The 13958-nt window shown below is 46.1% G+C and carries 15 protein-coding genes; 13 read left to right on the forward strand and 2 right to left on the reverse strand.

All coding sequences use genetic code 11. From position 1 onward, the window contains the following. Positions 1 to 96: 96 nt before the first annotated feature. The gene (locus ABW391_RS10575) at positions 97 to 945 is read left to right on the forward strand and encodes an NINE protein (protein WP_353481828.1); all 849 of its coding nucleotides are present in this window, start codon (positions 97 to 99) and stop codon (positions 943 to 945) included. A 166-nt stretch (positions 946 to 1111) separates the two neighbouring features. Here ABW391_RS10575 and ABW391_RS10580 read toward each other — a convergent pair whose 3' ends face one another. Next, complete coding sequence (locus ABW391_RS10580; RefSeq protein WP_353481829.1) at positions 1112 to 1936, reverse strand: mechanosensitive ion channel family protein; 825 nt, start codon at positions 1934 to 1936, stop codon at positions 1112 to 1114. A 91-nt stretch (positions 1937 to 2027) separates the two neighbouring features. On the opposite strand from ABW391_RS10580, the gene ABW391_RS10585 reads away from it, so the two are divergent. Further along, positions 2028 to 2489 carry a regulatory protein RecX gene (locus tag ABW391_RS10585; protein ID WP_353481830.1) on the forward strand — a complete coding sequence of 154 codons (462 nt, stop codon included), beginning with the start codon at positions 2028 to 2030 and terminating at the stop codon, positions 2487 to 2489. Continuing rightward, the gene (locus ABW391_RS10590) at positions 2486 to 3256 is read left to right on the forward strand and encodes a TIGR02757 family protein (RefSeq protein ID WP_353481831.1); all 771 of its coding nucleotides are present in this window, start codon (positions 2486 to 2488) and stop codon (positions 3254 to 3256) included. The genes ABW391_RS10585 and ABW391_RS10590 overlap by 4 nt, the downstream gene beginning before the upstream one ends. 5 nt (positions 3257 to 3261) lie before the next feature. Here the strand turns inward: ABW391_RS10590 and ABW391_RS10595 are convergent, their stop codons facing one another. Beyond that, positions 3262 to 4416 carry an aminotransferase class V-fold PLP-dependent enzyme gene (locus tag ABW391_RS10595; protein ID WP_353481832.1) on the reverse strand — a complete coding sequence of 385 codons (1155 nt, stop codon included), beginning with the start codon at positions 4414 to 4416 and terminating at the stop codon, positions 3262 to 3264. Positions 4417 to 4601: 185 nt separating this feature from the next. Here ABW391_RS10595 and ABW391_RS10600 point away from each other — a divergent pair, with 185 nt between their 5' ends. The 10 genes from ABW391_RS10600 to ABW391_RS10645 form a co-directional block, all read left to right on the forward strand. Beyond that, the gene (locus ABW391_RS10600) at positions 4602 to 5357 is read left to right on the forward strand and encodes a hypothetical protein (RefSeq protein ID WP_353481833.1); all 756 of its coding nucleotides are present in this window, start codon (positions 4602 to 4604) and stop codon (positions 5355 to 5357) included. A gap of 18 nt (positions 5358 to 5375) precedes the next feature. Beyond that, entirely contained in the window at positions 5376 to 7346 is a 1971-nt protein-coding gene (locus tag ABW391_RS10605; RefSeq protein ID WP_353481834.1) for a peptidase associated/transthyretin-like domain-containing protein, read from the forward strand. 68 nt (positions 7347 to 7414) lie between these two features. Next, positions 7415 to 8713 carry a radical SAM family protein gene (locus ABW391_RS10610; RefSeq protein ID WP_353481835.1) on the forward strand — a complete coding sequence of 433 codons (1299 nt, stop codon included), beginning with the start codon at positions 7415 to 7417 and terminating at the stop codon, positions 8711 to 8713. Between the two features lie 117 nt (positions 8714 to 8830). Then, a complete protein-coding gene (locus ABW391_RS10615) occupies positions 8831 to 9175 on the forward strand; it encodes a 2Fe-2S iron-sulfur cluster-binding protein (RefSeq protein WP_353481836.1) in 345 nt (114 codons plus the stop codon). A 32-nt stretch (positions 9176 to 9207) separates the two neighbouring features. Next, positions 9208 to 9456: a Fe-S cluster assembly protein IscX gene (iscX, locus tag ABW391_RS10620; RefSeq protein WP_353481837.1), complete on the forward strand. Its 249-nt coding sequence runs from the start codon at positions 9208 to 9210 to the stop codon at positions 9454 to 9456. 21 nt (positions 9457 to 9477) lie between these two features. Beyond that, positions 9478 to 9981, forward strand: a complete 504-nt coding sequence (locus tag ABW391_RS10625; RefSeq protein ID WP_353481838.1) for a KdsC family phosphatase — start codon at positions 9478 to 9480, stop codon at positions 9979 to 9981. A gap of 109 nt (positions 9982 to 10090) precedes the next feature. Continuing rightward, a complete protein-coding gene (locus ABW391_RS10630) occupies positions 10091 to 11017 on the forward strand; it encodes a geranylgeranylglycerol-phosphate geranylgeranyltransferase (protein ID WP_353481839.1) in 927 nt (308 codons plus the stop codon). Further along, positions 11017 to 11592 carry a Maf family nucleotide pyrophosphatase gene (locus ABW391_RS10635; RefSeq protein ID WP_353481840.1) on the forward strand — a complete coding sequence of 192 codons (576 nt, stop codon included), beginning with the start codon at positions 11017 to 11019 and terminating at the stop codon, positions 11590 to 11592. The genes ABW391_RS10630 and ABW391_RS10635 overlap by 1 nt, the downstream gene beginning before the upstream one ends. Positions 11593 to 11606: 14 nt before the next feature. Next, positions 11607 to 13505: a RecQ family ATP-dependent DNA helicase gene (locus tag ABW391_RS10640; RefSeq protein WP_353481841.1), complete on the forward strand. Its 1899-nt coding sequence runs from the start codon at positions 11607 to 11609 to the stop codon at positions 13503 to 13505. Positions 13506 to 13587: 82 nt separating this feature from the next. After that, positions 13588 to 13958, forward strand: a 371-nt coding sequence (locus ABW391_RS10645) for an Hsp70 family protein (protein WP_353481842.1), incomplete at its 3' end; no start/stop codon positions are given.

Below are 13958 nucleotides of genomic sequence, written 5' to 3' on the forward strand. Positions count from 1 at the left end.
CTTTTTTGACCTTAAATCGAAAAAGGCATAACTTTACAAGCATTGATAAGTTAATTTTTTTGTTGAATCTACGGCTCAGCCACTCACCCGTTTGGTATGAAAAATAAAATTGTTGCTGCCTTCTTGGCTTTATTTGTTGGCATCTTTGGCGTCCATCGTTTTTATTTACAACGTTGGTGGCAAGGGGTTTTACAGATGTGCTTGTTTTTTGTAGGACTTGGCATGACGATCGCCAGTGATGGAAATGCCCCATTTGTAATTGCTCCAGCAGTTCTCGCATTTGTTGATGCCCTGCTCTTCTTTGTGATGCCGCAGGAAGATTTTGATGAAAAATACAACAAGAATCGATTACAGGATTACCAAAGTCAACGGTATTATGAAGGCGATGAATCGGAAGAAGATCCTTCGGCTTTGATGGAAAGGCAGGAAAGATCCAATCGAGCTTCCCAACCGAACAAACCGGGCAAAAAAGAGAACAAAAAAGAAGACATTTTTAAGCGCATCGGCATCGAACAGTTTCGCAGCATGAATTTTGAGGGCGCAATTGAATCCTTCATGAGTGCATTGGAAGACAACCTGACCTCACCAAGTGTGCATTTCAACCTCGCTTGTTGCTATTCCATGATTGAAAACGCAGATAAGGCTTTCCAATCTTTGGAAAAAGCCATCGAAAGTGGGTTTACGGACATTTCCAAAATCCATTCCCATCAGGCCTTGAGTTTCATCCGCAAACAACCAGAATTTGAAGCTTTTGTAGCCAATGGCTACCATGTGGTCAAGCAATTGCCAGTGCCGCAACCCAATATTTTGGATACCACTCCGCTTAATTTGAATGAGTCCCCCATAGATGTGTTGGATGAAGTCTTGCACTTGGGCGATTTGCGCGAAAAAGGCTTGATCACCGAGGAAGAGTTTGTACTCCAGAAGAAGAAATTACTCGGGTAAATAAGGAATTATGGGATTGGCAGCTTCGCTGTTTTGTTTTATTCCACCACCTAAGGCACCGGAGACACCTAAGGGTCACCTGAGTTAATTCTTTTTCTAAGGTGAATAAAGTGCCTGAAGTGCCTTAGGTGGTGGGAAATAACCAGCGAAGCTGCCGCCAATTTAATTAAGACTGCACCAGCTTTATTTCCATAACCGGCTCATGCTCACCCGAAATACCCGCAGCTTGGAAGCTTTTGCGAACTTCTTCTTTGGCAAAAGCCTGAGCATCCAGGTAAACATCAGGAATTACACTGAAGCGGAAAGCCAGGGTTGTAGCAGTTGGCGACAAATCAACCACAGGGGAAGTGATCGGCAACTCAGCCAAATAACCCGGAGATTTTTTCGCAACTTCTTCAAATATTCTGCGCACTTTTTCCATGTCTTCTGTTGGGTCAATGGGTACCAAAGTTTCCAATACACGTGTACCTGCAACGCTCAGGTTTTCAATGGCGCCGCTCGTAATGGCTGAATTGGGGATAATGATGGTGCGATTGTCGGGAGTGATCAACACTGTGGTGAAAATCTGGATTTCTTTGACTACCCCATTGAAACCCTGGGCCGTAATCAGATCGCCAACCCGGTATGGCCGAAACAACAGCACCAAAACGCCTGATGCAAAGTTGCTCAAGCTACCTTGTAAAGCCAAACCTACCGCCAAACCAGCTGCACCAAGTACGGCTACGAATGAAGTTGTTTGAATGCCAACAATGCCAGCAGCACTGAAAATCACCATCATCTTGAGCATTACGCTCACCAGGCTCATTAAAAATGGGCGCAGACTTTCGTCTACTTTGGTTTTTTCCATTCTGCGCTTGAGAATGGCTACGATCCAATTGGTAATCCAAATCCCGATGAGCAGCACAATCAATGCGCCAGCGAGTTTTGGGGCAAAATCCATGGCAAATCCCATAAATTTGCTTGCTTTTTCTGTAACTTGTGTTGGTTCCATTAATTTGTTTTGGTGTTTCTTATGAAATACGGACGCTAATTTAATGGTTAAATTTTGGAGGCAATCATTTCACCAATAAAATAAATCGATTTTGCAAAAACCTTTTCCCGGCAAAGATGCCGCACTACTCAAACTCCAACGCTACTGTGCTTACCAGGAACGTTGCCACCAGGAAGTGCGCAGTAAACTAATAGAAATCTCCGTTTATGGGGATCTACTGGAAGAAATCATGGCTGAGCTGATTTCAGAAAATTACCTCAACGAGGAACGTTTTGCCCGTTCGTATGCCCGTGGAAAATTCAGAACCAGATCCTGGGGCCGCATCCGCATTCAGCAAGAACTCAAAATGCGCAAAGTATCCGACTATTGTATCCGCAAAAGCATGGAAGAAATCGACGAAGAAACCTATCTCGAAACACTCAAAAAAATCATTGCTAAAAAACTGGCAGAATTGCACGAAGCAGATAATTTTACCGCCCGACAAAAAGCAGCCCAATATGCAATGCGCAAAGGCTACGAATCAGACCTCATTTGGGTGATCATCAACTCATGAAGCAACAAGACTTGTATACTTTTTTGGAGGAACATGTGGCACAATACAACCAATCCGGTTTTATCGATGCCGATCCCATTTCCATACCACACCAATTTAGCCTCAAACAAGACCGGGAAATCGTGGGTTTCTGGACAGCGATGCTGGCCTGGGGGCAACGCAAAACCATCATCAACAATGCCAATGCGCTAGTCAAGTTGATGGATGGCGCCCCTTATGATTTCATCCTGAATCATCAGGAAGAAGACCGCCGCCGCTTTCTGGACTTCGTACACCGTACCTTTCAAGCCACGGATACCTTGTATTTTTTGGAATTTTTTCAACAATATTATCAAAAAAACGAATCCCTGGAGGATGCTTTTGCGCAGCACCTCTCCCCTACTGCACCACACACAGAGGCGGCTTTGCTTGGCTTTCACCGTTTGTTTTTTGATCATCCAGATGCGCCAGATCGTACCCGCAAGCACATCGCCACTCCCGAACGAGGCTCCACCTGCAAACGACTGAATATGTTTTTGCGCTGGATGGTGCGCAAAGATGAGCAAGGGGTAGATTTCGGGATTTGGCACAAAATCTCCCCCCACCAATTGTTGATTCCCCTGGATGTTCACGTCGATCGGGTAGCGCGCAGGCTCGGATTGCTTACCCGCAAACAAACCGATTGGCAAGCCGTTTTGGAACTCACCGCAGCCTTGCGCAGCTTTGATCAAGAGGATCCAGTCAAATATGATTTTGCCCTGTTTGGGGTTGGCGTTTTGAATCTTTAAAAAAGTTAAGCCCAAACCGCCCGGAAACAATCCAGCAAATTGTCAAAATCATCGGGCATGTTGTACACATTGGGCGCAACCCGGATGGCGTTGCCACGGGTAGACACCAAAACCCGGCGTTTTTTGAATTCGGCTTGTAAGCGTTCCATCTCGACGTGTGGAGGCAATCGCACCCCGATCAGGTGATGCGCCAACTGGTCTTTGGATTCGATTTGGCAGCCCATTTCGCGCAAATCTTCCAGGGCGTTGCTGGATATCCGTTGGCAATATTCCTGTACATTGGCCACTCCCCAGTCCAACAATTGAGCAATGGCGGCAGACAACATTGGTGCGAGAATAAAATTGCTTTGTTCACCCATCATGTAGCGACCTGCCAGCGGCTTGTATTCGTCCTGGTAATTCACCAGACCTTTGAAATCTTCACTGTTGTGGCGATTGATCCAGTTTTCTTCCAAAGGGATGCCCTCATCAAATCGTGGCCCATAATAGGCTACGCCAAGAGAATATGGCCCCAACAGCCATTTATAACCACCACAAACGAGGGCATCCAGACGCAATTCACTCACATCAAGTGGCAAAGCACCTACTGATTGTGTACCATCAATGACCAGCAATGCACCAAATTCATCGGCCCGTTCGCGAATGCGCTTGAGATTGTACAAAGTACCATCTGCCCAATGTACGTTGCCCAAAGCGATCAGGACTGTATTGGCATCAATGGCATTGAGAATGGCTTCGTTCCAGGCAGCACTCCGGTTGGCACTATTGGGCGCTTTGACTACCCGAAGTTCTGCCCCGCTATCGGCTACTACCCGCTGCCAGGCGTAGTAATTGCTGGGAAATTGTTCTTCGGCTACCAGGATGTGTTGGCCGGGTTTTATCTTGATGTTTCGGGCTACAGTAGCCAAGCCATAAGAAGCAGAAGGGATGACTGCAATGCGGTCTTTTTCAGGTGCATTGATCAGTTTGGCAAAAAGGGTTTTCAGTTCTTCAACTGTAGTAAAGAAATCTTCGGGTTGAATCAACCAGGGTTGATTTTTACGGCTTACCATTTCTCGTCCAATCATATCCACCTGCTTTAGCTGTGGCGACATGTAGGCGCAATTGAGGTAAGTAATCTCGTCAGGGATTTTAAATAAGGACTTTTGGCAACTCAACATGGCTTGAAAATTTTGGCAAATTAAAAAAATCCTACATGGTTTAAAGAAATATTACTACTTTTGAAGAGTTATTAATTTTTAGAGGAAAAAAGTCTACCTACCACTTCCACAACTCAATTTCTAGAGTAAATAGATCCTGTCATTTTACATGAATCAGGTGATTTTCCCATTTAATACATTTTCCCATGAACAACCGATTACAAATCCGGAAGCCCTTGCTCTTCCAATTTTTTTTTCCAAAAATTTACTTGATACTGGTATTTCTCGGTCTTTCCATGCAGGTCATTGCACAAGATCAAGCCCCGAAAAAAGCCTTGATCCGCTTTAGAGAATGGCAATACGCTTTGGGAGTAACCCTGGGTACCAAAGGAGCAGGTGCAGATATGGCTTTTCGCATTCGCCCCCACTGGCATATCCGTGGTGGTATCAACTATCTACAAACCAGCATTGGACAACAACCTTTCGATTTGGGCAGCTTTGGACTCAATGACAATTCCTGGCTTTTTTCTGGAAAAATCCGTCAACATTCCGCAGAATTTCTCGTGGATTATGCCATGATCCACGAACAAGTCAGGCTAGTTGGCGGGGTGGCTATCCATCCAGTAAACCGCATCAATGGTACTTTTGTGCTGCGCGATTCCGTACAGTTCAACGAAGTCAAAATTGCCCCAAACGAGATGGGACAGATTGCGGGAAGTATCAATTACAGCCATTTTTTTTCGCCATACCTGGGGATTGGACTAGGCCGAATGGTACCCTGGAAACGCTTGAGTGTATGCCTGGATGCAGGTGCTTACTTTCGAGGGTCACCCCAAGTCAGCCTCAAAGCAAGTGGATTGTTGCAAACCAATGAGCGCAATCAGGCAACCCTGCAAAACAACCTTCAAAACAAGCGCATCTGGCCAGCTTTGAATTTGCGGGTTGGTTTGCGCTTTTTGTAATACAATCCTATTCTTCCTATGAAACATACAGCATTTTTTCTACTCTTCTCTTTACTGCTGCTCGGCAGCGCCTGTGAAAAAGCATTGGATCAATTGCAAGATGAGGCATTGGATGGCTTGCAATTTGAGGTAAACACTGGCGTATTGCACCAACCTTTGACTTTGCAAGTGCTTGATGAAAGTACTGGTAAGCCCGCGGAAGGGGTAAACCTGGAATTATTGAGCAGCGATTTTTCAAAGGTCTACACCAACAGTGGCAGCAAAACCTTAAAAATCAAAGGTGGATTGCTTACTCTGGGCACACTCAAACGGGAAGCCCCTACCCAAAGTAATCCACGTAAAGTCCGTTTTCGCTTTAAGGCCAGCGGCTATTTTGCGATTGAAGAAGAATATTTGTTGAGTGATACCCTAAATGAATTGGCAACGGTGTGGCTACGACCCATGCGAGCATCTGCGCACATAGGAGCGGCGGAAAGTTTGCTTGCCTCAACCCGCAATGAAGGCTTGGATTTGTTTACCCAAAACCAAACGGGCAGCTTGCGCATTGACCCCAATGTCAATTTCCGCAAAGACCATCAAAAGCTGAATGGACCAGTGGAAGTCAAACTAATGGTGATGCCAGGCACTACTTCCAATAAAAACCACCTGGAATCGGCCTTAATCCGGGCAGCTTTTCGCAAATCCGATGGCAATTTGGGAAAACTGAACCTCAATCCAGTCAGTCTTTTAGATTTTACTGCCAAAGCAAGCGGTCAATTTGCCGATCAATTGAGTTTTCCGGCGATATTGAGTCTGCCCATCGAACCCAGTTTGTACAATCCGCTGACAAAAAGCCGTATAAAAAATGGTGATTTGATTCCGGCATTTTGGCAAATGCCGGGCGAAGAAATCTGGCAAGCCAAAGGATTCGCTACCGTAAGCAACAGCAATGGCAAACTGGAAGCCATTATGCCCGTTGCTGCTACTGGGCGTTGGGTATTGGGTTTCATGGAATTGTGGCCAGAAGAAAAAATACCCGAGCTATGCCAGGTTTTTATCAGAGTGGAAGCCAATATACCTGATACCATCAAGGGTGTTTACTTTCGCGGCGAAACGCCAATTCGGTACCAGTATACTCGAAAAGCCAGCTTAAACTTCATGCAGGTATACCCCAGTTGTCGTTTAGGACAAGGATTCGATATGGATGCTTTGGTGCGTAATGCTAATAATTTAACCCGCAATTATTACCTTGAACAAGACAGCACCGTTTTTGCCAATGTCAGTTTCACCCCCAAAGTCAGTGTTTTTGTCATTCAGCCATTGCCCATTTGCAATGAATATGCTTTCTCAGAAAAGGCCAATATTCCCATTGCCATCAATGCCGATGAAGCCACCGAAGGCTGGCTGTACTACCAAATCGGCAGCAGCAGCGGCTACCGGTTTATGCGGCTGATCAAAGGCATCAACAATTTACAGGTTGCTTATCCGCGCAATCCCTTGTTTACACCGGGTGGTTTTTATGGCAATCAGGCCCAGTTTACATTTTTTTATGAAGAAGGCTGTCAATTGCGCAGCAGCACCCGCAGTTTTCCTGCGTGTGAGGTACTGACACAAGGTGCCCTGCTGAGGGTACGCCCAAGCAGCAGTATGGCATTGTCTACCAGCAGCTTGAGTATCGATGCTGCTTGTGGAGGGAATTTCCAACCTGCCATTCGGCCTACCTTACCCGTTTTTTACCGCAACAATTGTTCATCTGGCGTTGAAATGCCCTACAAAAAATTGACCGAACTCAATGCTGGAACCGACCTAAGCAACCTGCCCTTGCGCCTCGGCGAACGATATGATTTCAAAATTCAATACGGAGATGATTTGCAAGAATTTCAGGGGGTTCGCCTGAGTGCCGATTCTATTGCGCAAGGAAAATTCTATTCCCTGAGCAAAAATGGCCGGATACGCGTGCATTTGGGACAAGTCAATTTACCGGAAGGGATTTGCAAATTGGTGAAGTAGGCAATAAATAAAGCGAGTTCGGGCTTTACCCAAAAAATCCTTAACTTTGCCTTCTTAAACCAAGCGATATGACTCTCAAGCACTCACCATATGTGCTCTATGCCGATACTGAAGGAAATGTTTTTGAAGACAAAAGTTTATATGCAGTAGGCCGTTCGGGCTGGTATTGCGACCCCATTCCCCTTGAAGACTGGATAGAACTGCCCGATGGCGGGTCTTTGTACAATCTTCCTGGGCGTATTCCGCTTGGTACAGATGTCAATACTGGAGAAATGCGCTTGTGCGACAAAGGCTTGGCCGTTGCAGCCTTTGTACCCCCTGCGCATACTGGCTTGTATCTGGCCGCTTATGAGAATCAACCAGAAGCACCCATTCTGTCTTTGTTTTGTTATACTGCGGTAGGTTGGCACCGGGGCAAGTTTTATGTGCCCGCCATTCGGGTTGAGGAAGACATCCGGCAGGAGTGTGCTGGTTTTGACCACAACATTGTACAGCAAGGCGTAAAAGAATTGCGGAAGGCCTATCCACACAACCGCCTGGTGGAACATTTGGCCGAAAATTGTGCATTGACGTATACCTGTCCTGCTGCCCGCAACTACTTCATGGGGCGCTGGGAATGTCCGGTTCCGGTATCACCTGCTTGCAACGCCAACTGTATTGGCTGTATCTCTGAGCAACCCGAAGATGAAACAGTTGTTTCCAATCAGGATCGCCTGCAATTCAAGCCCAGTGCGGCAGAAATCATCGAATTTACCGTACCCCACCTCGAATCAGCACCTTATCCTCTGATCAGTTTTGGTCAGGGCTGTGAAGGAGAACCGCTGTTGATGTGGGAAACCATTCGGGAGGCCATCATCGAAATCCGGAAATTCACCGACAAAGGTTCGATCAACATCAATACCAATGGCAGTCGCCCCGATGCGGTAGAAGCCCTTTGCAAAGTAGGACTCAACAGCATTCGGGTGAGCACCAACTCGCTTCAACGGCACATTTATACGCCTTACTACCGCCCCAACAATTACGATTTTGACGCGCTGGCCGAGTCCGTCAAAATCGTGAACCGTTATGGTGGCTGGACCAGCATCAACTACTTTGTGTTTCCCGGCCAAACCGACTCGGTGGAAGAATACGAAGCGCTGCGGGCCTTCATCAAAGACACTGGCCTAAAGATGATCCAATGGCGCAACTTCAACATCGATCCCGATTGGTACCTGGGGCGCATCAACTTGCCCGATTCAGGAGATATTCTGGGCGTCAAGCAGCTGATGGAATTGATCAAGGAAGAATTTCCTGACCTCAAGTACGGATATTACAATCCGCCGATGGAACGGATAAAGGGGAATTTTGCGGTGGATTTTGCGCACTGATTTTAAAAGGAGCTAATTAGACCAATTCTAAAAAGCAGCCAAACTCTTCCTTGCTTTAGTTGTTTACCAAGCAACAAAGCGCTACTTTTGCCCACGTTTTCACCAAACTACTGTTTAATGGCTACTGTCAAGTTTACTTTTGAAGATAAAAACATTGCCCAACCCATTGTGGTAGAAGGAGTGGCCGAAGGAACCTCGATTCTGGAAGTAACCGAAGACCACGACATCCACCTGAATCACAACTGCGGCGGCGTTTGTGCCTGCAGCACTTGCCACGTGTATGTTCTCAGGGGCGAAGACGATTTAGAAGAAATTTCAGACAAGGAAGAAGACTTCATCGATCGTGCACACAATCCACGCCTCAATTCCCGCCTGGGTTGCCAATGTGTCATTTTGGATGATGGTGCAGTTATCGAAATTGAAATTCCCGACCAGAGTCGCATCATCGGTCACGAACACTAACCCAATTCCACGCATTTAAAATCATTAGCACAATGGCTTTCGATCATATTGACAATCTCCCCATCACCTGGACTGACCACGAGGACGTAGCAATGAGACTCTTTGAACGTTTTGGGGGTGAATTTACGGAAGGCAGAATCTACCGCATCCGCTTTACGGAATTGATTGATTGGGTTCTCGAATTGCCCGGATTTGTTGGCACCCGCGAAGAGTGCAGCGAAAACAACCTCGAGCAAATCCAAGCCAAATGGGTATACGAATGGCGGGACAATCAAAAGTAAACACGCTCTAAACCCACATGCATGAACCACTTGGAAATTTTTAGTACTATCCACACCTTTATTTTTGATGTGGATGGGGTAATGACCAACAACGAAGTCATTATCACCGAGAAAGGTGAGCTGCTGCGCAAAATGAACGTGCGCGATGGATTGGCCATCAAAATGGCAATTAATAAAGGCTTCAAAATCGCCGTTATTACTGGTGGTCGTTCTGAAGGGGTAATCAAGCGGCTGGAAGCCTTGGGTATTCAAGACATCTATTCTGGCAAAAGCGACAAATTGGAAGCCTTCGATGAATTCATCAACCAATATGATCTTGATCCATTGGGAATCTTGTACATGGGTGATGATCTGCCCGATTACCCGGTAATGCGCCGGGTTGGCCTTGCTACTTGCCCAAGAAATGCCGCACCAGAGTTGTTTCCCATTGCCAATTACGTATCGCCGTACAAAGGCGGCGAAGGTTGCGTACGCGATGTCATCGAAAAAGTGATGCGCCTGCAAGGCAACTGGGGCGAAGAATAACTTGAGTTACCGCAAAGAAATTATGTTGGATAAACAAACAGTATATTCTGAATATGTACCTATATTTGTGAGAATTGTTGCTGCATTTATTCCCATTTAACAGTATCTCATGTCCCTGCTTCGATTGATTAGGTTTCCCAATTTATTGATTATCGCGCTGGTACAATCCATTCTCTACTTTTCCTTGCTCCTTCCTTCTTTTCACCGCTACAACATCGATCCCCGATTAACCATTGTTCAATTTGTCTACCTGGTTGCTGCTACCCTTTCCATTACTGTAGGTGGTTACATCATCAATGACTTATATGACTATGAAGCCGACCTGCTCAACCGCAAGGACAAAGTAATCATTGACGTCTCAATCACTGCGCAAGTCTGCATGTGGTTGTACGCCGTTGTTGGTTTTATCGGTTTGATGCTTTCCATTTACGTTGCTTTTCGGATCGAGCAAATATACATGGCCTATCTCTATGTGTTTTCAGCTGCACTATTGGTTGTGTACACCAGAAAGCTAAAAAAATTGCCCTTGGTCGGCAATTTGTTGGTTGCTTTTTTTTGTGCAGGTGTGGCAGCATTGATCTGGTTGGCTGAAATTCCCGGTTGGTGGGTACTTCAAGCCAAAGCCCCTTCCAGTGCTCAAACCTTACAAACGATATTCCTCTGGTATTTCAGTTTTGCTTTTTTAAGCACTTTTTTTCGTGAAATGGTAAAAGACCTTGAAGATAAAATTGGTGATAAAGCAGCTGGTTGCAAAACCTATCCGATTGTTGCTGGCGACAACGCCGCCAAAGTGCTGGCTTCCGTACTAGCCATACTCCTTATTTTGCTTTTATTGACGTTGTTTGTACTGAAAAGTCCAGGATTTGGCACCTGGTTTTATCTTTGTGCCGCAATAGGAGTTGTATTTCCTCTGGTTTATGCCCTATATTTGTTGCGTCAAGCGCAGGTTGCTGCTGATTATCACCGCATCAGTTTTATAGCAAAAATGGTGATGCTAGCGGGCATTCTGTTGTTGTTTTTTGTAAAAATCACTTGATGAATCCTTTAGAACGAAATATCATCCTGGCGTCCACTTCTCCCCGGCGCAGCCAATTGCTCAAAGAAGCAGGTTTTCAGTTTGAAGTCAAAACCAAAGACGTAGAAGAAACCTATCCTGCGGATTTACCAATCGATGAAGTTGCCGGTTTTTTAGCCCGCAAAAAAGCCACTGCGGCGCAAGACTTCATTCAAAACGACGAAATCATCATTGCTGCGGATAGTGTGGTGATTCTCGACGGGGTGATTTATGGCAAACCACGGGATTACGACGATGCTTTTCAGATGCTCCGTAAATTATCCGGACAATTGCACCGGGTCATTACGGGCGTATGTTTGCTTTCCTCAAGCAATGAAAAAGTATTTTCTGCGGAGTCCCAGGTGCAAATCGAAGCAATGAGCGATGCCGAAATTGATTTCTACGTCCAAAAATACAAGCCTTACGACAAAGCAGGTTCTTACGCCGTTCAGGAATGGATCGGGCTATGTAAAATCTCCAGAATTGAAGGTACTTTCACCAATATTATGGGTCTACCGGTTGATTTGGTGTATCGGGAATTGATAGATTTCCGGTAATAAACAACGTGATTATGCTGCCAATTGACGTGCTGCGACAATACTGGGGCCACAATCAGTTTCGGCCCCAACAGGCAGAGATCATCCAATCGGTGCTGGAAGGCCGGGACACCTTGGCCTTGTTGCCAACCGGTGGCGGCAAATCGGTGTGTTTTCAAGTACCCGCACTCTGCCAGGAAGGCATCTGCATCGTTGTTTCTCCCCTCATCGCTTTGATGAAAGATCAGGTGCAGAACCTGCAAAAAAAAGGCATCCCGGCACTCGCTATTTATGCAGGCATGTCTTACCGCGACATCGATCGGCTATTGGACAACTGCGTGTATGGCGAAATAAAATTCTTGTACCTCTCTCCCGAACGTCTGGTGAGTGACCTGGCCATAGCGCGCATTCGCCAGATGAAAGTCAACTTGATTGCGGTCGACGAAGCGCATTGCATCTCCCAATGGGGTTATGATTTTCGGCCACCCTATCTGGAAATTGCTAAAATCCGGGAGTTTTTTCCCAAAGTTCCAGTTTTGGCACTAACCGCTACAGCAACCCCGGAAGTAGTCAGCGACATCCAGGAAAAGCTGGCTTTTAAGGAGGCTCAGGTTTTTCAATCCAGTTTTTCGCGGTCCAATCTTGCCTACATTGTCCGCAGCACCGAAGCCAAAGAGAACCAATTGATTGACATTTTGCAAAAGGTACCCGGCAGTGGTGTGGTGTACGTTCGCAACCGGCGCCGCACCAAAGAAATCGCCCAGTTGCTACAAAAAAAACGCATTTCCGCCGATTTCTACCACGCAGGCCTTACTTCCGATGAGCGTTCCGGCAAACAGGATGCCTGGGTAGCCGGGCGTACCCGCATTATGGTCAGCACCAACGCCTTTGGGATGGGCATCGACAAACCCGATGTGCGGACGGTGGTACACCTCGAATTGCCAGATAGCCTGGAAGCCTATTTTCAGGAGGCTGGTCGGGCAGGCCGGGACGGGCAAAAATCATTTGCCGTTTTGTTGTACAATCCTGGCGACAAGCGCAGCCTCGAATACCAATACGAACAAGCCTTTCCAAGCCTGGATGAAGCCCGCAAAGTATACCGGGCACTGGGCAGTTTTTTTCAGTTGGCACTCGGCGGCGGCCAAGGCGAAAGTTACGATTTCGACATCGCGACTTTTTGTCAAAATTATCAATTGGAAGTAGTGCGGGTCTTCAATTGCCTGAAGCTATTGGAACAGGAAGGCTTGATCAGTTTGTCGGAAGCTGTATACACGCCCTCTACCCTACTCATCAAGGTAGACAAAGAGCGCTTGTACGATTATCAGTTGAAAAATCCGGCGCTGGATAAATTGCTGAAAATCATTTTACGCAGTTACCAAGGCGTTTTTTCTAATTACGTTAATTTTAGTGAGAAAAAGTTGACTGAGTATACTAAAACTTCGGCTGAGTTGTTGCAAAAGCAATTGCTGTTGATGCAACAGGATCAGATTTTGGAGTACAATCCCCAAAAGGACAAACCGCAGTTGAGTTTTTTGAGGGCACGGGAAGACGCCAACCACTTGAGTTTTGACACTAAACTGTACAATTTCCGCAAAACCCGCCACGCCGAGCGCATCAAAAAAGCCATCGCCTACGCTGAAGACAACATCTGCCGCAGCCAGCAATTGTTGCACTATTTTGGTGAGAAAGATGCTCCTGCTTGTGGGGTATGCGATGTATGTTTGGAACGCAAAAAGCAGGCCCTCGACAATGAATCCTTTGAGCGCTTGCGCCAAAAAATTACCCGTTTGCTCAGCGATGAAGCACTACCCGTGAAGGAATTGGTCGACTCCTTTACCCCCAAAATGCACCAGGACGTACTGGAGACCTTGACTTTTATGCAACAGGAGGGACTGATCGAAGAGCGAAACGGGAAATTGTTTGTACGGGAATAGCATTTTGTAGACCCAGGCAAACAAACCATGCTCAGTTACTGTTTGAATGTTTATTTTGCGCTTTCAAAAGAAGTTAGGATTTATGGCAAAATTTGCAATCGACCTCAAATCAGGCGATATAAAAAAAGAAACCGAACTGATTGTCGGAATTGATTTGGGTACGACCAACAGCTTGGTCGCTTACATAAAAGACGGCCAGGCAGAGGCAGTCAAAGGAAAAAATGGCAAAAGCACCCTGGTGCCTTCAGTGATACATTTCAACCCCGAAGGAAAAATTATCGTAGGGGATGCTGCCAAAGAAAAGCTCATTTCTGATCCCGAAAATACCATTTATTCTGTGAAGCGCTTGATGGGCAAATCCTACCACGATGTAGAAAACGTGCAGCAATATTTTGGGTACAGCATCATCGACAACGATACCGAAAGCTTGGTCAAAATCAAGGTAAAAGACAA

The organism is Haliscomenobacter sp. (assembly GCF_040403615.1).
Taxonomy (GTDB): domain Bacteria; phylum Bacteroidota; class Bacteroidia; order Chitinophagales; family Saprospiraceae; genus Haliscomenobacter.

Excerpts from the sequence above, each read along its gene's own strand:
- ABW391_RS10575 (WP_353481828.1), top strand. The coding sequence starts at position 97 with ATGAAAAATAAAATTGTTGCTGCCTTCTTGGCTTTATTTGTTGGCATC.
- ABW391_RS10580 (WP_353481829.1), bottom strand. The coding sequence starts at position 1,936 with ATGGAACCAACACAAGTTACAGAAAAAGCAAGCAAATTTATGGGATTT.
- ABW391_RS10590 (WP_353481831.1), top strand. The coding sequence starts at position 2,486 with ATGAAGCAACAAGACTTGTATACTTTTTTGGAGGAACATGTGGCACAA.
- ABW391_RS10595 (WP_353481832.1), bottom strand. The coding sequence starts at position 4,416 with ATGTTGAGTTGCCAAAAGTCCTTATTTAAAATCCCTGACGAGATTACT.
- ABW391_RS10600 (WP_353481833.1), top strand. The coding sequence starts at position 4,602 with ATGAACAACCGATTACAAATCCGGAAGCCCTTGCTCTTCCAATTTTTT.
- ABW391_RS10605 (WP_353481834.1), top strand. The coding sequence starts at position 5,376 with ATGAAACATACAGCATTTTTTCTACTCTTCTCTTTACTGCTGCTCGGC.
- ABW391_RS10610 (WP_353481835.1), top strand. The coding sequence starts at position 7,415 with ATGACTCTCAAGCACTCACCATATGTGCTCTATGCCGATACTGAAGGA.
- ABW391_RS10615 (WP_353481836.1), top strand. The coding sequence starts at position 8,831 with ATGGCTACTGTCAAGTTTACTTTTGAAGATAAAAACATTGCCCAACCC.
- iscX (WP_353481837.1), top strand. The coding sequence starts at position 9,208 with ATGGCTTTCGATCATATTGACAATCTCCCCATCACCTGGACTGACCAC.
- ABW391_RS10625 (WP_353481838.1), top strand. The coding sequence starts at position 9,478 with ATGAACCACTTGGAAATTTTTAGTACTATCCACACCTTTATTTTTGAT.
- ABW391_RS10630 (WP_353481839.1), top strand. The coding sequence starts at position 10,091 with ATGTCCCTGCTTCGATTGATTAGGTTTCCCAATTTATTGATTATCGCG.
- ABW391_RS10635 (WP_353481840.1), top strand. The coding sequence starts at position 11,017 with ATGAATCCTTTAGAACGAAATATCATCCTGGCGTCCACTTCTCCCCGG.
- ABW391_RS10640 (WP_353481841.1), top strand. The coding sequence starts at position 11,607 with ATGCTGCCAATTGACGTGCTGCGACAATACTGGGGCCACAATCAGTTT.